Annotated in this window: 16 protein-coding genes; 10 read left to right on the forward strand and 6 right to left on the reverse strand. The window is 60.5% G+C overall.

Annotated features, from left to right (window positions below):
* Positions 1-225: 225 nt before the first annotated feature.
* Complete coding sequence (locus ACFSKT_RS32230) at positions 226-1611, forward strand: amino acid permease (RefSeq protein ID WP_377718863.1); 1386 nt, start codon at positions 226-228, stop codon at positions 1609-1611.
* Positions 1612-1732: 121 nt separating this feature from the next.
* Here the strand turns inward: ACFSKT_RS32230 and ACFSKT_RS32235 are convergent, their stop codons facing one another.
* The 3 genes from ACFSKT_RS32235 to ACFSKT_RS32245 all read right to left on the reverse strand — a co-directional run bounded on the left by ACFSKT_RS32235 (position 1733) and on the right by ACFSKT_RS32245 (position 3702).
* A complete protein-coding gene (locus ACFSKT_RS32235; protein WP_377718813.1) occupies positions 1733-2071 on the reverse strand; it encodes a hypothetical protein in 339 nt (112 codons plus the stop codon).
* Between the two features lie 524 nt (positions 2072-2595).
* Positions 2596-3324 (reverse strand): PspA/IM30 family protein, encoded by a 729-nt coding sequence (locus ACFSKT_RS32240; protein ID WP_377718812.1) that lies wholly within the window; start codon positions 3322-3324, stop codon positions 2596-2598.
* A 150-nt stretch (positions 3325-3474) separates the two neighbouring features.
* Positions 3475-3702 (reverse strand): PspC domain-containing protein, encoded by a 228-nt coding sequence (locus ACFSKT_RS32245; protein WP_377718811.1) that lies wholly within the window; start codon positions 3700-3702, stop codon positions 3475-3477.
* Between the two features lie 952 nt (positions 3703-4654).
* Between ACFSKT_RS32245 and nirB (ACFSKT_RS32250) the strand changes: the two genes are divergently transcribed.
* From nirB (ACFSKT_RS32250) to ACFSKT_RS32275, 6 genes are all read left to right on the forward strand, one after another.
* A complete protein-coding gene (nirB, locus tag ACFSKT_RS32250) occupies positions 4655-7084 on the forward strand; it encodes a nitrite reductase large subunit NirB (protein WP_377718810.1) in 2430 nt (809 codons plus the stop codon).
* Between the two features lie 26 nt (positions 7085-7110).
* The gene (nirD, locus tag ACFSKT_RS32255) at positions 7111-7446 is read left to right on the forward strand and encodes a nitrite reductase small subunit NirD (RefSeq protein ID WP_377718862.1); all 336 of its coding nucleotides are present in this window, start codon (positions 7111-7113) and stop codon (positions 7444-7446) included.
* A 37-nt stretch (positions 7447-7483) separates the two neighbouring features.
* On the forward strand, positions 7484-8668 hold the full coding sequence (locus tag ACFSKT_RS32260) for an MFS transporter (protein WP_377718809.1): 1185 nt from the start codon (positions 7484-7486) through the stop codon (positions 8666-8668).
* A gap of 55 nt (positions 8669-8723) precedes the next feature.
* Positions 8724-11129, forward strand: a complete 2406-nt coding sequence (gene nirB, locus ACFSKT_RS32265; RefSeq protein WP_377718808.1) for a nitrite reductase large subunit NirB — start codon at positions 8724-8726, stop codon at positions 11127-11129.
* Entirely contained in the window at positions 11126-13273 is a 2148-nt protein-coding gene (gene nasC, locus ACFSKT_RS32270; RefSeq protein ID WP_377718807.1) for an assimilatory nitrate reductase catalytic subunit NasC, read from the forward strand. Before nirB (ACFSKT_RS32265) ends, nasC begins: the two co-directional genes overlap by 4 nt.
* A gap of 385 nt (positions 13274-13658) precedes the next feature.
* Complete coding sequence (locus ACFSKT_RS32275; protein WP_377718806.1) at positions 13659-14147, forward strand: hypothetical protein; 489 nt, start codon at positions 13659-13661, stop codon at positions 14145-14147.
* A gap of 56 nt (positions 14148-14203) precedes the next feature.
* On the opposite strand, the gene fdhD is transcribed toward ACFSKT_RS32275, so the two are convergent.
* The 3 genes from fdhD to ACFSKT_RS32290 form a co-directional block, all read right to left on the reverse strand.
* A complete protein-coding gene (gene fdhD / locus ACFSKT_RS32280; RefSeq protein WP_377718805.1) occupies positions 14204-15031 on the reverse strand; it encodes a formate dehydrogenase accessory sulfurtransferase FdhD in 828 nt (275 codons plus the stop codon).
* Complete coding sequence (locus ACFSKT_RS32285; protein ID WP_377718804.1) at positions 15028-17385, reverse strand: FdhF/YdeP family oxidoreductase; 2358 nt, start codon at positions 17383-17385, stop codon at positions 15028-15030. The genes fdhD and ACFSKT_RS32285 overlap by 4 nt, the downstream gene beginning before the upstream one ends.
* A 156-nt stretch (positions 17386-17541) precedes the next feature.
* Positions 17542-17892, reverse strand: coding sequence for a Na-translocating system protein MpsC family protein (locus tag ACFSKT_RS32290; RefSeq protein WP_377718803.1), 351 nt, complete (start codon positions 17890-17892; stop codon positions 17542-17544).
* A 281-nt stretch (positions 17893-18173) separates the two neighbouring features.
* Between ACFSKT_RS32290 and ACFSKT_RS32295 the strand changes: the two genes are divergently transcribed.
* The 3 genes from ACFSKT_RS32295 to ACFSKT_RS32305 all read left to right on the forward strand — a co-directional run bounded on the left by ACFSKT_RS32295 (position 18174) and on the right by ACFSKT_RS32305 (position 20312).
* Positions 18174-18671 (forward strand): glutathione peroxidase, encoded by a 498-nt coding sequence (locus ACFSKT_RS32295; RefSeq protein WP_377718802.1) that lies wholly within the window; start codon positions 18174-18176, stop codon positions 18669-18671.
* Positions 18672-18866: 195 nt separating this feature from the next.
* A complete protein-coding gene (locus ACFSKT_RS32300) occupies positions 18867-19556 on the forward strand; it encodes a queuosine precursor transporter (RefSeq protein ID WP_377718801.1) in 690 nt (229 codons plus the stop codon).
* Between the two features lie 93 nt (positions 19557-19649).
* Entirely contained in the window at positions 19650-20312 is a 663-nt protein-coding gene (locus tag ACFSKT_RS32305) for an HAD family hydrolase (protein WP_377718800.1), read from the forward strand.
* Positions 20313-20314 lie beyond the last annotated feature (2 nt).

Genomic DNA, 20314 nt, shown 5'->3' on the forward strand with positions numbered 1-20314 from the left:
CCGATCGTTTTTCTTACAATATACGCTGGTTAATATTTGCGTATCGGAAGAAAGCTAGTGAGAAGAGTATCCCACTTTTTGGCGCAAGCCAGCTCCTGCAGCCTTCATGAATATACGTAACAACACGGGGAGTGAACATACAGCGTGGATCAGCAACACGACAATCGCAACACAAGCGCAGCCGAAGGCTCCGGCCGTCTGCGCAGAGGTTTGAAGGCCCGGCATATGACGATGATTTCGCTGGGCGGCTCCATCGGGACGGGCTTGTTCCTGGCCAGCGGCGGCGCCATTCATTCGGCGGGCCCGGGCGGCGCGCTGCTCGCGTACCTGCTTATCGGCATCATGGTGTATTTTCTCATGACCAGCTTAGGCGAAATGGCGACGTACATGCCGGTATCCGGCACGTTCAGCACGTACGCGTCGCGTTTCGTCGATCCGTCGTTCGGGTTCGCGATCGGCTGGAACTACTGGTATAACTGGGCGATCACGATCGCGGCCGAGCTGTCGGCCGCGACGATGATCATGAAATTCTGGTTCCCGGACAGCTCGTCCTTCCTCTGGTGCGCGCTGTTCCTGATCGTGATGGTCGGCTTGAACTTGCTGTCGGTCAAAGGGTTCGGCGAATCCGAGTATTGGTTCGCGATGATCAAAATCGTGACGGTCATCGTATTCATCGGCGTCGGCTTGCTGATGCTGATCGGCATCTGGGGCGGGGACGCCGTCGGCTTCACGGCCTTCCGCGACACGCCGTTCCCTGGCGGATTCCTCGCCGTGCTCGGGGTGTTCATGGCGGCGGGCTTCTCCTTCCAAGGGACGGAGCTGATCGGCGTCGCGGCGGGCGAGAGCGAGAACCCGCGCGAGACGATTCCGCGGGCGATCCGTTCGATTTTCTGGCGCATCCTGCTGTTCTACATTCTCGCGATTCTCGTCATCGGCCTGATCATTCCGTATGCGGACGAGCGGCTGGCGAGCGATGCGATCGCGACGAGTCCATTCACGATTATTTTCGAGAAAGCGGGTCTTAGCATCGCCGCTTCCGTCATGAACGCCGTCATCCTGACGTCGGTGCTGTCAGCGGGCAACTCCGGCATGTACGCGTCGACCCGGATGCTGTGGACGCTGGCGAAGGAAGGCAAGGCGCCGCGGTTCCTCGCCCGTCTGTCCAAGAACGGCGTGCCCGTGCTCGCGCTGCTCGTCACCGCGGCGCTCGGCACGATCGCGTTCTTCTCGTCCTTGTTCGGCGACGGCGCCGTGTATGTGTGGCTGCTGAACGCCTCCGGCATGTCCGGCTTCATCGTATGGCTCGGCATCGCGATCAGCCATTACCGGTTCCGCAAAGCTTACATCGCGCAAGGACGTTCGCTGGCCGATCTGCCGTACCGGGCCAAATGGTTCCCGTTCGGCCCGCTCTTAGCTATGGTGCTCTGCATCATCGTTATTATCGGCCAAAGCTACGGCGCGTTGTCGGACGGCGAGGTGGACTGGCCGTATTTGTTCGCTTCATACGTCGGCATTCCGCTGTTCTTGGCGCTCTGGCTCGGACATAAGTGGAAACACCGCACGCGGCTGCTCAAGCTGAGCGAGTGCGACTTGGATAGTACGCAAGAATAGGATAAGTAGAGAAGTCCGTTGTCGCCGGAAGGCGATGGCGGGCTTTTTGGGTAAAACAAAGCCCACACCTGAAACAGATGTGGGCGTCCTATCCATAATGTATGTGGCAATACTGGGGGGGTTACAAGATCGCCTTCCAGGAAATCATGTAGTTTCTTATGAGGTAAATCGTCCCTTCCCATTCGGTAAGTACATCGCCTTCGATGTCCCTTACCTTTTTGCGGTCTTTGATAAACCAGCGGTCGGGAGGCGTGAAGTCCTTTTTGGTTTGATAGATGACATCGACGGACGTATATCCTCCCCATTTTTCTACCTTAACGATTTTCATGTTGCCCCAATCGCTTCCAGTAGGCGGGAATTCTTCGCGCACGAAATCTTCCGCGTCTTTTTTTGCTAAAAAGGCGATCGTGACTATGATGAGAAGGGAAGCAAGGAGTATAGTAGCTGCTTTACGAGTCATGAGTTGCTCCTTTAGGCGCGATTAATTGTATGTTGAACAGATGCTGTACCTGACCAGCCGTAGTCATAATAGTAGGTCCCAAGCCCATCATAAATTTGCACCTCATACATTACTTTCCCAGAAACTTTAACATTATAATATCTTTTCTGTTATTGGAGTATTTAAGTCGAGCTTGTCACTGATATTAATATTCTTTTCTTTAGCTTCAACGTTTATTGCAGAAAATGATATAAGAGCTATTAAACGAATGAAACTAGCGCATATTTTCTTTTCAAATAAATCACTCCTTAAAGGATAAAAAGTGCCACCCAATATTACCCTTATTTATATATGTTAATCTTAAATGGAATTAAATTTGAAAGGATAGTGCTCGGATAAAAAAGACATCTACAGCCTTGTCGCGAAGATAAAGTGTGATAAGGATCGAATAGCGAGTCTCTGTTACTCAGTAGGAGATGCTGTAAGGGGTCTTATAGAAATACAAAAGTCCGCCAACCCGAGGTTTGGCGGACTTTTCATTCACGTTACTCCGAAGCTTGCTTCTTGCGCAGCAGTTCCAGCTGCTCGGCGATGAGCGCTTCTTTGGCCGGATCGGTTACCGTCGGTACGCCCGCGCTTGCCGGCGTGCCGTACGCGCCTTGGCTGCCATATGGCGTACCGGCGTATGGCGCTTGCTTGCCGGACAATTCGAGGCGCGCTTCGAGTTGGTGGATTTTCTCCTCCATCCGCTGGAAGCCGCGCGCCGCGGAGCCGCCTTCGAGGTAGGAGCTAGGGCCGCTGCTGAAGCTCGGCATCGACGTGCGCGACTTCGCTTCGGCTTGCTCGACGCGGGCGACAAGCTCCGTCCGTTTCTTCACCATGACTTCCAGCTCGGCCTTGGCGTTATCGAGCTTATAAGTAAGTTCGTCCTTGCGTGCCAACGCCTGGTGATGCCACTCGAGCTGCAGGGCGGCTTTCTCGGCGTAGTGCAGCTTCGCGGCGAGCGCTTCGCGCGCTTCGGCTTCGCGGCCCGCGGCGAGCGACTCGGCGGCTTTCGCCTCGTAATGCTCCGCCAGGCGAGTGTGCTCGGCATGCTGCTGCTTGAAGCCGCGCGCCGCCGCCTCTTGGCGGGCAATCTCGGCTTGCACTTGGCCGATTTCCTGCTCGGCGTCGCGGATATATTGGTTCATCATCAGCACGGGGCTTTCTAGTTTCTCCAGCACCTCATGCGCAGCGGCTTTCGTCAAGTTTACAATACGTTCGAATACTCCCATTGTTCAAACACTCCTTTTAGGTTGAATAAGCGTAGTTTGGTTGGATTAATCGCGGGGCGTCCCGCGCGGCATTGCGACTGTGGATATGCGGTGATTGAATCCCGGATTCCATTCGGGATAGCGCAGCCGGTTAACGGTTGCCGTCTAGTACTAGAACCGGTGGTACATCGCTTCGTCGTAGAAGCCGGTCAGTTCCGGCTCTTTCGGGATGACGACCGCGGCCAGGGCGTAGATCAGCAGCACGCTGCCGAAGCTGAAGAAGGCCGTAACGATCAGCGCCAGACGAAGGATCGTCGCATCGAAGCCGAGGTACTGGGCGAAACCGCCGCACACGCCGGTCAGTTTGCTGTCTGTTCTTGAACGAAATAAACGTTTCATATTCGCATCGCTCCTTTTAAATGGAGAACCGCTCGGATGTTCCGCGGTTCCATCGGTGTTTCGTTTGCGTTGTGTTCTTATGGCTTAATTGTAGACCGAATGGCAAAAGGAGATAACAGTCCCGCGACGGTATTTGGAACTGGTCTCAAGGCGGGGAAAGGCTGAGACCCCGGTACGGTTGGGCGGTTACGGACGCTATTTAGTGCCGCGCGGCAGGGGATCGCGGACATATGCGGCAATACGATTCAACACCTTTCTAAGTAGAAACGCTCCAGCACGAGGCTCGCTTGCACGCGAGGACGCCGACTGGGGCGTGTTGGCATACCCGCCGGCAGCAGCTGCACAGTCGATCGTGATGCTCCGTCACGAAATGTTCATCAGAAGCTCCGGCAATCTGTGTTCGCCCTCCAGCATCAAACGGGATCATAAGCGAGCTCGCATGTCAGCTTTCGCCGATTGTTCGGGCATCCCGTTCGATCGTGGCACAAACTCCGTTTTCAGAAAACGATCCGCCCGCATTTCCTCCTTTTTTCGTAAAAACTCACTAATTGACCACTCGCCATCGCGGCACCCGTCTACCTTTTGTGAAACGTTCACAACGATGTCAGAGAACTTTACGTCGATTTCGTCGGACAAAAGGATAAATATAGAGGTTAACGTTTCAAATTGTAAGGGGTTACATCCGAACAATAGACCTTATTTCACCTAATGGCGAACGTTTACTAGGCACGTAAGGTATAACGTACGCTTACAACCGGGCGTCTGGGCGATAAAAAATAATTATTTCGTTAATTGTTGCCAAAATCGCAACTCTGAGCTAAAGTATGAATAATTAATGTTAGATAACATTACACAGACGGAAGAAAACAAGCTGCACCTGGGTAACGAATAGGTATTTAGGGTCGATAGTAACATATCATGTTAGATATTAGGGTAGGAGTGTGGAGCTCACATGAAAAAGAAACTTGTTTTGGTAGGCAACGGGATGGCCGGCGTGAACTGCATCGAGCAGCTGCTGAAGCTGGCGCCGAACCGGTATGACATTACGATTTTCGGCAGCGAGCCGCATCCGAACTACAACCGCATTCTGCTCTCCTCGGTGCTGGCGGGCGACGCGGATATGAAGGACATCGTGATCAACGAGCGCTCCTGGTACGCGGAGAACGGCATCGCGCTTCATACGAGCCACACGGTAACCGGTATCGACCCGGTCAAGAAGACGGTCACGACGGATAAAGGACTCAGCGCAGCGTACGACGAGCTGATCATCGCGACGGGTTCCAACGCATTCATGCTTCCGGTGCCGGGAGCAGACAAGGAAGGGGTTATCGCCTTCCGCGATATCAAGGACTGCGAGACGATGATGGACGCGGCCAAACACTATAAGAAAGCAGTCGTCATCGGCGGCGGCTTGCTCGGTCTCGAAGCGGCGCGCGGCTTGCTGAACCTCAACATGGACGTGACGGTCGTGCACAAGCACCCGTTCCTCATGGAGCGCCAGCTCGACCAGACGGCTTCGATCCTGCTTCGCAAGGAGCTGGAAGGACAGGGCATGCGGTTCCTGATGAGCAAGAACACGGAGCAGATTTTAGGCAAGAAGCGCGTCAGCGCCATCCGGTTCAGCGACGGGACGAGCGAAGAGGCGGACCTGGTCGTCATGGCGATCGGCATCCGGCCGAACATCGCGCTGGCCCGCACTACGGGCATTACGATCAATCAGGGCATCGTGGTCAACGATTTCATGGAGACGAACATCCCGCATATCCATGCGGTCGGCGAGTGCGCGGAGCACAACGGGGTCGCATACGGCCTGGTCGCGCCGCTCTATGAGCAAGGCGCGGTGATCGCCAAGCGGCTGGCGGGCGTCGAGACGGACGGCTACCATGGCTCGATCGTCTCCACGAAGCTGAAAGTATCGGGCGTCGACGTGTTCTCCGCCGGCGTGTACGCCGACCGGCCGGATACGCGCTCGGTGCGGGTGCAGGACGATTTCGCGGGCATCTACAAGAAAGCCGTCATTCAAGACGGCAAAGTCATCGGCGCGGTACTTTTCGGCGACATTGGGGACGGCTCGAGATTGTTCAAAATGATCCGCACGGGCGAAGACGTGACCGGCCGCGAACGCGAGGTGCTGATCCCATCCTCCGGCGCACCGGCGAAATCCGGCGCCGATCTAGTCGCGGAGATGCCGGACGACGAGGTCGTGTGCGGCTGTAACGGCGTCACCAAGGGCGCGATCGTAAGCGCGATTAAGGAGAAGGGCTGCTCGAGCATCGGCGAAATCAAGGCATGCACGAAGGCATCTGCCTCCTGCGGCGGCTGCAAACCGCTCGTCGGCGACGTGCTGACGTACGTGCTCGGCGCCGACGGCGTCAAGACGGTGAAGGAAGGCATGTGCGGCTGCACGACGCTTGGCCGGGACGAAGTGGTCGAGGCGATCCGCGGCATGCACCTGACGACGTCCAAAGAAGTGATGAACGTGCTCGGCTGGGCGAACGAGGAAGGCTGCTCGAAATGCCGCCCGGCGCTTAACTACTACCTCGGCATGGTGTGGCCGAACGAGCACGAGGACGAGCGGGAATCGCGCTTCGTCAACGAGCGGAATCACGCCAACATCCAGAAGGATGGCACCTATTCCGTCGTGCCGCGGATGTACGGCGGCGTGACGACGCCGGAGGACCTGAAGAAGATCGCGGACATCGCTCTTAAATACAACGTGCCGCTCGTGAAGATGACCGGCGGCCAGCGGATCGACCTGCTCGGCGTGAAGAAGGAAGACTTACCGGGCATGTGGGCCGATCTGGATATGCCGTCGGGTTACGCGTACGGCAAGACGCTGCGCACGGTTAAGACGTGCGTCGGCGAGACGTTCTGCCGCTTCGGCACGCAGGACGCGATGGGCATGGGCATCAAGCTCGAGAAGAAGTTCGAGCGGCTGAGCGCCCCGGCGAAGGTGAAGATGGCGGTCTCCGGCTGCCCGCGCAACTGCGCCGAGGCGACGATCAAGGACTTCGGCGTCGTGGCGATCGACGGCGGCTGGGAGCTGTACGTCGGCGGCAACGGCGGTACGAAGCTGCGCGGCTGCGACCTGCTTACAAAGGTGAAGACCGAGGACGAGGTTATCGAGTGGAGCGGCGCTTACGTCCAATTCTACCGGGAGACCGGCAAATATAACGAACGCACGAGCGAATGGGTCGAGCGGATGGGTCTGGATACGATCAAGGCGGCGCTGGAGAAGAAGGAAGACCGGCTGGCGCTCATGGAGCGCATCGAGCACGCGCTTTCGCTGACGAAGGACCCATGGAAAGAAATCATCGAGAAACGCGAGCTGAACGAGACATTCGTGCCGCTGAGCGAAGAGACGCCTGCGACCGCAGGGTAAGGAGAGGAGCCAAGATGACCATGACGATGAAACGAATCCATATCGGCAACGTGGGCGACATCAAGGAGAAGCGGGCGCGGGTCGTCCGGATCGGGGAACTGGAGATTGCGGTATTCAAAATGACGGGCGGCGAGCTTCGGGCGATCGAGAATCGCTGCCCCCACAAGGGCGGCAAGCTGTCGGAAGGCATCGTGTGCGACCATCACGTCTTCTGTCCGCTGCACGACTGGAAAATCAGCCTGCGCGACGGCCTCGCGCAAGCGCCGGACGAAGGCTGCGTGACGACCTTCCCGATCGAGATCGACGCGGCGAGCGGCGAGCTGTGGCTCAGCCTGCCGGAGGAAAGCACGATCGCTTCTTAGAGACGTAAGAGGCAAGCGAAAGCGGAGGAGAAAGCAAATGGGGAAAAAACAGGGCACTCAGGCACAGGCATTGTGGTATTCGACCATCGCGATGGCGGCGTCCTTCGTGATTTGGAATATGCTCGCGCCCCTCGCGGCGCAGCTTAGCGAGCTGTACCGGCTTAGCGGCTTTCAGAAGAGCGCGCTCATCGCGGCGCCGGTGCTGCTCGGTTCGGTCATGCGGATTCCGATGGGGGTCCTGACGGACCGGTACGGCGGGCGCCGAGTATTCGCGGTGACGATGCTGTTCCTTATCCTTCCGCTCCTGGCGGCGAGCTTCGCGAATTCCTTCTCGGCGATGCTGCTGTGCGCCCTGTTTCTGGGCATGGGCGGCTCGACGTTCGCGATTTCGCTCACGTACGTGTCCCGCTGGTATCCGCCGGAGAAGCAGGGGCTCGTCCTCGGGCTGGCCGGACTCGGGAACCTCGGGGTCGCGGCGGCAAGCTACGGCGTGCCGGTGCTGCACGGCTTCATCGGACTGGACGGCGTGTTCTATAGCTTGGCGGCGATGATTGCGATCGTGGCGGTCCTGTTCTGGATGTTGGCATCCGATCCGCCGAAGCCGGCCAAACCGAAGACGCTCCTGCAATCGATGCAGGTGCTGAAGGTGAAGTCGACGTGGACGCTGTCCTTCTACTATTCGCTCACGTTCGGCGGCTTCGTAGCGTTCAGCGTGTATCTGCCGACCTTCTTGAAAGAATTGTTCGGCTTATCCGCGGCGGAAGCGGGGCTTCGGACGGCGGCGTTCGTGCTGGCCGCGACGCTCATCCGCCCGTGCGGCGGTTATCTGGCCGACCGGTTCGGGTCGCGACGGGTGCTGACGGCGGTATTCGCGGGCATCGCTCTCTCGGGACTTGCGCTCGCGCTGTCCTTGAATCAATCGGCGTGGTTCACGGCGTACTTCCTGATCATCGCGTGTTTCCTCGGAATCGGGAACGGCGCGGTATTCAAGATGGTGCCGGAAGTGTCGCCGGCCGACACCGGCGCGGTGACGGGGATCGTCGGCGCGGCCGGCGGACTCGGCGGATTCTTCCCGCCGCTGGCGCTTGGCATCATCAACGACATGAGCGGCTCGTACACGCTCGGCTTCGCGCTGCTGATCGCGTTCGCCTGCATTTGCCTGGGGGTCAATCAGCTGGCCCTTCGAATTAGACAAGAGAAAACGGCGGTTACGGCTCCCTAGGACGGAGTGAGGGAGACCGTGTGCGCCCAGCTGGGGAACGTGGAGGGGAACCGGGATGGAGAAGAAGAAGCTGGTGGTCATCGGCAACGGCATGGCCGGCGTGCGATGCGTGGAGGAGATCCTCAAGCAGGATCCGGATAAGTTCGAGATCACGATATTCGGCGGCGAGCCGCATCCGAACTACAACCGGATCATGCTCTCCAAGGTGCTGCAGGGCGACACGCAGATTGCGGATATTACGATCAACGACTGGCAGTGGTACAAGGATCACGGCATCCGGCTGTACGCGGGCGATCCGGTCGTGCGGATCGACATCGCGCAGCGTCAAGTGTGGAGCCAAGGCGGCGTGCGCGTCCCCTACGACAAGCTGATTCTAGCGACGGGATCGCTGCCGTTCATGCTGCCGCTGCCGGGGTCGGAGCTGCCTGGCGTCACGGCGTTCCGGGATATCAAGGACTGCAATACGATGATGGAAGCTTCGAAGAAGTACCGCCGCGCGGCCGTTATCGGCGGCGGTCTGCTCGGACTCGAAGCGGCGCGAGGCCTGCTTAACTTAGGCATGGAAGTCGACGTGATCCATATTAACGAATACCTGATGGAGCGGCAGCTGGACCGGGAATCGGCTATCATGCTGCGCGCGGAGCTGGAGAAGCAGGGCATGCGCTTCCTGCTCGCCAAGCATACCGAGCGGATCATCGGGAAGAAGCGGGTCGAGGGGCTGTTGTTCAAAGACGGCACCAAAATCGCCGTCGATCTCGTCGTCGTGGCCGTCGGCGTCCGTCCGAACGTCCGCCTGGCGGCGGACAGCGGCATCGAGATCGACCGCGCGATTTTGGTGAACGACTATATGCAGACGAACGTGCCAGACGTCTACGCGGTCGGCGAATGCGCGGAGCACCGCGGCATGGTCTACGGCATGGTGTCCCCGTTATATGAGCAGGGCAAAGTGCTGGCGGCTCATCTGTGCGGCGTCCAAACGCCGGGGTACGCAGGCTCCATTCTCGCTTCCCACTTGAAAGTGTCCGGCGTCGACGTATTCTCCGCGGGCGAGATCCGCGAGAGCGAGATCGATGCTTCGCTCAAAGTGGTTAACGGCATTAAAGGCACGTACAAGCGCGTCATGGTGCGGGGCGGCAAAGTCGTCGGCGCCGTCTTGTTCGGCGACAGCGCCGAAGGCAATAAGCTGCTCGGCCATATCAAACAAGGCGCCGACTCGTCGGTATTGGAACAAGACGGGGCCGGACCGTCCGGCGGTTCGGACGACGAGCTCGTCTGCGCGATGTCGGACAAAGAGACGGTCTGCTCTTGCAACGGCGTCAGCAAAGGCGCGATCGTCTCCGCGATTCGCGAAGAGGGGCTGGAGACGTTCGAGGAAGTGCGCAGCTGCACGAAGGCGTCCAGCTCGTGCGGCGGCTGCAAGCCGCTCGTCTCCGCAATTCTGGCATATACGCTCGCGAACGAGCCGGAGCCGGAACCGGCGAAGGTGACGGTATGCGGCTGTACGTCGCTGAGCCACGAGGAGCTTCGCGCCGCGGTCACGCAGGGCGGCTATGCCGATGCGCGGACGGCGATGCAAGCGCTCGGCTGGCAGAGCGCGGATGGATGTCGCGCCTGCCGTCCGGCGGTGCGATACTATGCGGGGCTGGCAGCTTCACTGGCCGCAAGCGCAGAGGGGACGGCCGAAGCGGCAGCTGCGGCGTCCGTGTCGGCGGCGGAGGCGAAAGCCGTCGAGCCTTCGATCGTGCTGCTGGCCGACGGCACCTGCGCGGTCACGCCGCGTCTCTACGGCGGGGTGGCGACGGGCGATCAGCTTCGGCGCATCGCCGAGGTGGCGGAGCGCTTCGGCATTCCGCAGGTGAAGCTCGGCGTCTCGGGCGGCATCGAGCTTCGGGGCGTCGATCCGCTTCGGCTGACCGAAGTGAAGGCGGCGCTTGGGATGCAAGAGACTTCCGCGCGGTACGGCAAGCCGGTAAGTCCCGTTGCGACCTGCGGCGCGCCGCGCTATGACGACGGCGCCGTGCGCGATTCGGTCGCGCTCGGGGAGCGGCTGGAGCGGCTGCTCGAGCCGATGCAGCTGCCGGCGGAATTCGCGGCAGCGGTCTCGGCTAGCCCGCTGCATCAGGCGGGGACGCTGACGGCCGATCTTGGGCTGGCGGCAGCCCCGGCCGGTTGGGAGATCTACGTCGGCGGCAGCCGGGTGAAGGAATTGAAGCGGGCGGAGCTGCTCGGCGTCGCGGACGGCGAGGAGACGGCGCTCGAGATTGCGGCGGCGTTCACGCAGTGGTACCGCGAGGAAGCGGAGTACGGGCAGCGGGTCTGGCAGTGGATCGAGCAGGTCGGCATCGTGCAGCTGCGCGAGGGGCTGTTCGACCCCGTGAGGCGGGCGGATCTGCTCGGGCGCTGCCCGAGCGGCGCGAGCGGCGGAATTTTGGCAGGTACGGCAGGGAGAGGGATCGGATGAAACTAGAGACGAGAGAACAGGCCGGCCTGACGCCGGCCGTGAAAGTCTTGGATACGCAATGCCCGTTCTGCAGCGTGCAGTGCAAGGCGCTCGTGACCGAGACGTGGGCGCCGGGCGCGTCTCGGCCCGTCTACACGGTCGAGCCGAAGATGAACGCGGCGTCCGAAGGGCGGCTGTGCATTAAAGGCATGAACGCCTACCAGCATGCGCTGAGCGGCGAGCGGATCAAGCAGCCGCTGCGCCGGGAAGGCGACGGCTTCGTACCGATCTCGTGGGACGAAGCGCTCGACATGATCGGCAAGCGGGTCGAGCGGCTGCAGGGCATCTACGGCCGCGACGCGATCGGCGTCTACGGCGGCGGTTCGCTCACGAACGAGTCCGCTTACTTGCTGGGCAAATTCGCGCGGGTGGCGCTGCGCACCAAATATATCGATTATAACGGCAGGTTCTGCATGTCGGCCGCGGCTTCCGCGGGCAACAAGGCGTTCGGCGTCGACCGCGGCTTGACCAATCCGCTGTCGGATATCGAGCTGGCCAAGTGCATCATTCTCGCGGGCACGAACATTGCCGAGTGCCAGCCGACGCTCATGCCGTATTTCACGCGGGCGAAGGAGAACGGCGCTTATCTGATCGTCATCGATCCGCGCGAGACGGGCACGTCGAAGCTGGCCGATCTGCACCTCAAGGTGAAGCCGGGCATGGACGCGGCGCTCGCCAACGGGCTGCAGAAGGTACTGCTCGAGGAAGGACTGCTGGACGAGAAGTTCCTGCGCGAGCGGACGAATGGCTTCGACGCGCTGCGGGCGCATCTGGCCGCGCTCGATCTCGAGGAGATCGCCGGACTGACCGGCGTCTCCGCGGCGGATATTCGCAAGGCGGCGCTCGCGTTCGGCAAGGCGCCGACCGGCATGGTGTTCACCGCTCGCGGCGTCGAGCAGCAGACCGACGGCTACATGGCCGTGCGCGCTTTCCTGAACCTGGTGCTCATGAATGGCAAAATCGGCAAGCCTGGCTCCGGCTACGGCGCCGTGACGGGTCAAGGCAACGGGCAGGGCGGCCGCGAGCACGGCCAGAAGGCCGACCAGCTGCCGGGCTACCGGCTGATCGAGAATCCGGCGGACCGCGCGTATATCGCGGACGTGTGGGATATCGAGCCGGAGGAGCTGCCGGGCAAGGGCGTCTCCGCCTACGAAATGATGGAGAAGATTCATGCGCAAGAAATTCGCGCGCTGATCGTCATGGGCTCCAATCCGATCGTCTCGAACCCGAACGCGAACCTCGTGGAAGAGGGGCTGCGCAAGCTCGATTTCCTCGTGGTGGCCGACATGTTCCTCTCCGAGACGGCGCGGCTGGCCGATCTCGTCCTGCCGTGCACCTCGTACATCGAGAACACGGGCACGCTGACGAACCTCGAAGGCCGCGTCCTGCTGCGTGAAGCGAGCCGCGCGCCGATCGGCGAGGCTCGGCATGACTGGCGCATTATGGGCGAGATCGCCGAGAAGCTGGGCCGGGGGCAGTATTTCCGGTTCGAGACGGCGGAGGATATTTTCGAAGAGCTGCGGGTGGCGAGCCGCGGCGGCATCGCCGATTACTACGGCATTACGTATGATCGGCTGCGTCGCGAAGAGGGCGTCTACTGGCCGTGTCCGTCGACGGGATCGGCGGGCGAGGGCCGCTTGTTCGCGGATCGTTTCGCGCATGAGGACGGCCGAGCACAGCTCATTCCGGTGGAGAATCACCAGCTGCCGGAGCCGGCAGACGACGCGTATCCGCTGTATTTGACGACCGGCCGCGTGCTGACCCAGTACCTGACGGGCGTGCAGACGCGGCGCAGCCACACGCTGGCGGCGCGGGACTTCGAGTCGTTCGTCCAGCTGCATCCGAAGGCGGCCCGAACGTACCGTATCGCCGACGGCGAGCTGGTGCGCGTCACGTCGCGGCGGGGCAGCATCGTCGTGCGGGCGCGCGTGAGCACCGACATTCGGCCGGATTCCGTGTTCGTGCCGATGCACTGGGGCGACACGCAGAACGTCAACAAGCTGACGCTGCCGGAGCTCGACCCGACGTGCCGGATGCCGGGCTTCAAGGCCTGCGCGGTGCGGATCGAGTCTTATATAAGCGAATCGGCCGTCGGCGATTATTAATATCGCGACGGCCGAGGGCTGGCGGTAGATATGAAGCTCGGGAATCATGAGATTCCCGGGCTTTTTTGTTGCGAGGAGGCGGTTATTACGCATTAGGGGCTGGCCAAGCTGCCGCTCGTGGGCGCGGGGTTGACGGGAGCGGGCCTACTGCTGCTCGTCGCGAGCTTTGTGGATGAGCGTCGGAAAGCGGCATAATGTGTTAGGGATGAAGAGGAAGCAGTCCATAGGGGGGCTGCTTTTTCTTATGGCGGTAGTCTCTCGGCAGATGGAGAAGAGGAAACCCTTGTATGAGCTGTGCGTTACAAAGATAGAAGGAGAAAATAACCATTTCTGCTCATGACTGGCGGTTGCTCGGCGTGGTATGGTGGGGGTGAGGTGAAACATCATGCGTAAACGGATGTTGGTGATCGTTCTGCTGCTTGCCGCCGCGGTGCTGGCAGGCTGCATGGAGAAAATCGATAAGCTGCAGATTGACGCTCCGGCGTACATGTACGGCGACCAGGCAAAGTCTGTCGAGGTGACGATCGGTGGGCCGTTCTCGCACGCGGATAATTTGTTTACCGGCTCAATGCGGATCGGGGACAAGAAGCTGGAGACGATTGTTTTTACGCCTGGTACGGGGCTGCTCCATTATGATGAGAGGAATCTGGCGAATGGAGAGGGGCCCGAGCGGACGTATTTAGGGCTTATTTATTACGATAAGGAAACGTCGGCCTATGCCATCGAGGTCACGGATGCCGCGTTGTATGCGTCGTTAACGGGCAAGAAGCCGGAAGAGCAGTCCAAGCTGATCATTGGTTCGCCGGCGAACAATGCGGAGGAAGCGAAAGCCGTGCATGCTCGGTTGACGAAGCTTGATTATTTCGAGGATTAATGAACGGCCTATAATGAAAAGAAGCGGAGGGGCATCAAGCCCTTCCGCTTTTTTGCTTACACGCCGTCATGACTGGCTTGCATGACGATCCGCTCCGGATGCGTGTACACGTTCAACGACCCGTCCCGGATGAAGCCGACGCACGTGATGCCGAGGTCGTGCCCGAGCTGGAGCGCGAGGTCAGTCGGCGCGGACTTGGAGAGCAGGACGCCGACGCCGAGCTTCGCGGCTTTCAGCACGACCTCCGACGAGAGGCGGCCGCTGAAGGCGACGATGAGGTCGCGTGTATTCAGCTTGCCGAGGAGACTTGCGCCGAGCAACTTGTCGAGCGCGTTGTGCCGCCCGATGTCCGAGCGGACGGCGAGCAGGGCGTCCGGCGTGCAGAGCGCGGCGTTGTGCAGTCCGCCCGTCGCCTGGAAGTCGGCGGAGCGCTCCTGCAGCTGCCGCAGGAGCGACAGGCACTGGGCAGGCGTCAGCCGGATGCGGGACGTGGACGTGCGCGCCGTCGCCCGGTCGCTCGCCAGATAGAACTGGCGGCTCTTGCCGCAGCAGGAGCCGATGACCCGCTTGGACGTATCGGCCAGCGCCGACTCAGGCAGCTCGCCGGCCAGCTCCGCGTAGATGAAGCCGCGGTCTTCGTCGATGTCGAGCCGCCGGACGTCGGCTGCCGCGCGGATCACGCCCTCGGAGGCGAGGAAGCCATACGCCATGTCTTCCAGATCGGCAGGGGTGCAGACGATCGTCGCGAATTCCCGCCCGTTCACCCGGAAGGTGAACGGCGACTCGGCCGCGATCGCATCCTCGTATTCGAATCGCGCGCTGCCGCCGTCCCCGCCTACGGTGAATTTCGCGACCGGCCAGCTCGCGGTCGGCTGCCGGCTCATAATCCCGGGGCCTCCGTCTCGAGCTCTTCGATCCGCTTCTCCACGTAGCGGGTGTCCTTGAAGGCATGGTACGTCTCGGCTTTCTCGAGCACGACGGCGATGTTGTATTCCGGAATGCCGGCCATCGGCTCGTAGCGTCCCTGGGCGAGGAGAATGTTCCCCTCCGGCCAGAACAGCTCCAGATTGCCCGGCGCCACGTCGCCGATTCTCGCCCGGCCGTGGAAGACGCCGTGCCGGTTGTAGGCCACGACCGCGTCGCCGTCTTGGATGCCGATGTCGCCCGCATCCTTCCGGCTCACGATAATATCATCGCGGTGCGCGTCATTGAACGGATCGACCGCGCCGTACAGCATCGAGTTGAACTGCTTGCCGCGCCGCGTCGTCGCGTAGAAATGCCCCTCCGGCTTCCGCAGCTCCGGCAGCTCGACCGGGATCAGGTTGCCGCGGCCGTCCGGCGTCGGGCAGACGCCGTCCTCGCACAGCCACGCGTTGCCCCACTGGAACACGTCGCCCTTGCGCTTCAAGTGCTGGATGCCGTCATAATTCGGCGCGGCGACAGCGATCTCCGCGCGGATGGCGTCCGCGTCCTTGAACTGCACGAGCGCCGCGCGGTCCGGATCCACCTTGGCGGCCAGCTCGGTATAGATGCGCCACTCCGGGCGCGCTTCGGGCATGCGCGGTCCTTCGATCTCCGGCGAGAAGTAGACCATCCGCTCGGTCGAGGTCGACGTGCCGCCGCCGGGCTGCTCGTAGCGGGTCATGGCCGGCAGGACGATGACCGCCTCGCGGGCATCCGCGAGCGTCGAGGTGTTGAGCAGGATGTCTTGATGGACGCGGATGTCGACCGACTCCAGGCAGCGGCGTACGAAATCCGGGTCGGGCATCGTCTCGATGAAGTTGCCGCCGGATGTATAGAACAGCTTCAGCTTGCGCTCGTGCGCGTCCGGCAGCAGCGCGTTCTCCAGCGAGACGCCGACGATGTCGCCCTGCCATCGCGGCAGCGCGAAGCCCCACGTCTTCTCGATGCGCGGGATATCCTCGCCCTTGAATTCGCCGCCGGGGAGGCTGAACGGATCGGCGCCCATTTCGCCGGAGCCCTGCACGCCGCTGTGCCCGCGGATCGGCATCAGGCCGCAGTGCTCGCGCCCGAGGAACCCGCGCAGCAGCGCCAGATTGGCGACCTGCGAAATATTGTCCGTGCCGAAGCGGTGCTGCGTCAGCCCCATGCTCCAGACGAAGACGGCCGACTTCGAGCGGGCGAGCAGCTCGGCGAATTGGGCGATGCGCTCGCGGGAGAGGCCGGAGGAGCGGACAAGCTTCTCCCAGTCCTGCTTCCGAACGTGCTGGCGAAGCGCCTCGTAGCCGTTGACGTGCGCGGCCACGAACGCGCGGTCGATCGCCGACCCGGGCTCCCGCTGCTCCATCTCGAACCAGTGCTTCATGATGCCGTGCATGAAGGCGATATCGCCGCCGATATTAACCTGATAGAAGTCGTCGGCCAGCTTCGTCCCGAACAGGGCGGACTCGGGAATCGACGGTACCCAATAACCGTCCATCGCCGGCTCCCGGTACGGATTGATGACGATGATCTTCGTGCCCTTGCGCTTGGCGGCGTACATATATTTGGTCGAGACCGGCTGATTGTTGGCCGCGACGCTGCCCCAGAACACGAGCACGTCGGTGCCGATCCAATCCTTATAGCTGCAGCTCGACGCCCCGATGCCGACCGACCGCTTGAGTGCCGTCTTCGACGGCGAGTGGCAGATGCGGGAGGCGTTGTCGATGTTGTTCGTGCCGAGGAAGCGGGCGACCTTGGCGGCGGCGTAATACGATTCGTTCGTGATGCCGCGCGCCGTCAGGTAGAAGGCGAGCTGCTTCGGATCGATGGCGGTGATCTTGGAGGCGATCGTCTCCAGCGCCTCATCCCATGAAATGCGGCTGAACGCGCGCTCGCCCTTGCGGCGGATGAGCGGATAGGGGAGTCGCCCGAGCTTGCGCAGCTCGGTGCTGTCCAATCGCCGGAGCTCGTCGATATCCGCGTGCAGCACGTGCGGCTTGATCGCGGGCATCGTATTCAGGCGCAGCAAATTGAGCCGCGTCGTGCACAGGTGCGGGCCGGCCAGCGTCTGGTCGTATAAGCCGGAGACGCCGAGCGCGCAGCCGTCGCATACGCCTTGGGTCAGAATGCGCAGCGCGTAAGGCAGATTGTCGCGGTTGTCCGCCATCACCTTCATCGTCTCGCGGATATGGCGGGGCTTCACGCGGCCGAGGCCGAACGGCATTTTGCTTACCCACAGCTTCGGGTCGGGCTTCGACGGCAGCTTGATCGGGCCGGTATGTTTGGTGCGTCCCATGGCATCTCCCTCTTTCTTGACAGACTAGAATGTCACCTTTCGAGAATAAAAAAACCGCTCAAGAGGAATATTTTTCAGGAATGAAAAATGTCTCTTAGCGGTTCGTCTCCGGCAGGTTCGCTGCCGAGCGCGGACTGGCTTCGTATGCGTATAGGCTTATGATTGCGGCAAAGGGCGGTCGAACACGAAGATCGACATGCCGAAGTCCTTATCGATATCAATATCGACGTACAGGTCGAGGAAACGCGCGCCGAGCAGCTCTTCCATCTCGACAGGCGGGTTATTGCGGTAAATCTCCTTCACCCACTGCGTGCGGGCTTCGCGGAGCATCTGCTTGCCGTCCTCGGCGCCCGCGATGAATTTCTCCACGGGGGACAGATTGCCCTCCATCTCGCAGATCGCCCAGTTCTTGCAGAACGTCGTCGTGATGCGGCCGGGGCCCTTGCCCATATGACGTTTGCGGTACGCCTTCACGAGATTGCTGAATTCGGCTTCCAATTTGTTCATCGCGATCATCCTAACGATCACATGCCGCAAACCGGTGGCAGGAGCGCTGCTTCCGTATCCCGCGGACGTGACCAAATCTTTCCCCATCTTAGCAAGAAAGCGGCTTCATGACAAGAATCGTAAAAGCAGGAGCAGGATAGGCGGGATGAATGCGCGGCGGGAATGAGAGGAGGGCGGTCGTCGGCATCCGGGAAAGGCAAATTCTTTTGGAAAGGGGTTTTCAAAGTAAATTAAATTGTGTACAATATAATTGTGAACAATACAAATGAGGTGGCGAGACCATGAGCGTATATGATTTCGAGGTAACGACGATTCGCGGCGAGAAGAAGAAGCTGTCCGATTATCGCGGGCAGGTGCTGGTCATTGTGAATACGGCGACGAAATGCGGGTTCGCGCCCCAATTCGACGGCTTGCAGGAGCTGTACGAGAAGTATAAGGACCAAGGCTTCGCCGTGCTTGGATTCCCAAGCAACCAATTCATGGACCAGGAGCCGGGCGACAACGGCCAAGTGGAAGAGGCGTGCAAGATCAACTTCGGCGTGACCTTCCCGCTGTTCGCGAAGATTGACGTGAACGGGCCGGAAGCCGATCCGCTGTACAACTATTTGAAGAAAGAAGCGGGCGGCTTGCTGGGCTCGGGCATCAAATGGAATTTCACGAAGTTCCTCGTCGACCGCGACGGCAGCGTGGTGAAACGGATCGCCCCGGCGACGGCCCCGGCGAAATTCGAGAAGGACATCGTGAAGCTGCTGGAGAAGAAGCCGGCGTCGACGGTGTAAGCCAATAGCTGTGAATATATAAGAAGCGTGAAGCAGACCGGAGCGGGTCTGCTTTTTGGCATGGTGCGGCCCAACGTCCGCTCCCGAATAATTTCCGCTTGCCGCCCAATCGCCCTGTGCTATAATGATCCAAGCTCCGGGAAGGGGCCGCGGTTCGAAAACTCCCGCGTTATCAAAACTAGGAGGAAGAAAGAGATGTTTAATTTCGGGTGGGGCGTTCTGTTCGTCCTGGTCAACTTCGCGCTGTTCCTGATCTGCTACCGGGCGTTCGGCAAGTCCGGCATGTACGCCTGGATCGGGTTCGCGACGGTGCTGGCCAACATTCAAGTCGTCAAGACGATCGACATGTTCGGGCTCGTCATGACGCTCGGCAATACCGCGTACGGCACGATCTATCTCGCGAGCGACCTGCTTAACGAGAAGTACGGCGAGCGGGACGCGAAGAAAGCGGTTTGGTTCGGGTTTTTCTCCTTGATCGCTTCGACGATCATTATGCAGATGGCGCTGAAGTTCGAGCGCGGCGAGTCGGACTTTGGCCATGATCCGATGGCGGTTATTTTCGGCCTGCTGCCGGAGATTGCAATCGGCAGTCTCTTAGCGTATTTCGTCAGCCAGTTCCTCGACGTGCGCATCTACACGTATTTGAAGCGGCGATTCCCGAAGCCGGGCCAGCTGTGGATTCGCAACAACGGCAGCACGCTGGTCAGCCAATTCGTCGATTCGCTCATCTTCTGCACGATCGCGTTCGGGCTGAACGGGGATTATCCGTTCGACGTGTGGATTCAAATTTTCTTCACGACGTACTTATTTAAGTTCATTATTTCCGCGGCGTCGACGCCGGTGCTGTATATCGCGCGCACGTTCAAGTTCAAGCCGGAGGCGTAAGCATCCAACAATCGAATTCGGCAATCATCCGGGCGGCTCATGCATACGATTTGCATGAGCCGCTTTTACATACAAGGCAGAGGAGGAATACGCATGGATACTCGGATCATAGAAGGCGTCCTTTTCGATATGGACAATACGGTGCTGCGGTCGCGGATCGATTTTGCGGCGATGAAAGCGGCGGTGGCGGATTATCTGAGGGCGATCGGCGCGCTGCCGCCGCATGTGGACCCGCGCGAGCACACGACCGCGACGCTGCTGGCGCTTGCGGCCGCGCAGGGCGGCTTGACGCCAGAAGGACACGAGGAAGCGATGTGCATCTGCACGGTGCACGAGAAGGCGGGGATGCACGATGCCGATTTGGAGGAGGGCGCCACAGAACTGCTGGAGGCGCTGCGGCAGCGCGGGCTGCGTTTGGCGATCGTAACCAACAACGCGCGTGAAGCAGCTGTAGAGGCGCTGGAACGGACGGGGATTCTAACGTATTTCGAGCTCGTCGTCGGCCGTGAGCAAATGATATCGATGAAGCCGCATCCGTCGGGTTATCTGGTGGCGAAAGCGCATTTTGCCGACGTACCGGAGCAGGGCTGGATCGCGGTCGGCGATTCGTGGATCGACGGGCGGGCGGCCTGCGAGGCGAACGTGCCGTTCGTGCATTACGGCACCTCGTCGGAGGCGCTGGACAGCCGTGGGATACCGTATGCGGGGCGGATCGGGCAACTACTGGAGCTGCTTGGGTTTGTGAAAGGCGCGTAAGA

The sequence above is a fragment of the Paenibacillus xanthanilyticus genome, assembly GCF_042682185.1.
In the GTDB taxonomy this organism is placed as follows: domain Bacteria; phylum Bacillota; class Bacilli; order Paenibacillales; family Paenibacillaceae; genus Paenibacillus_Z; species Paenibacillus_Z xanthanilyticus.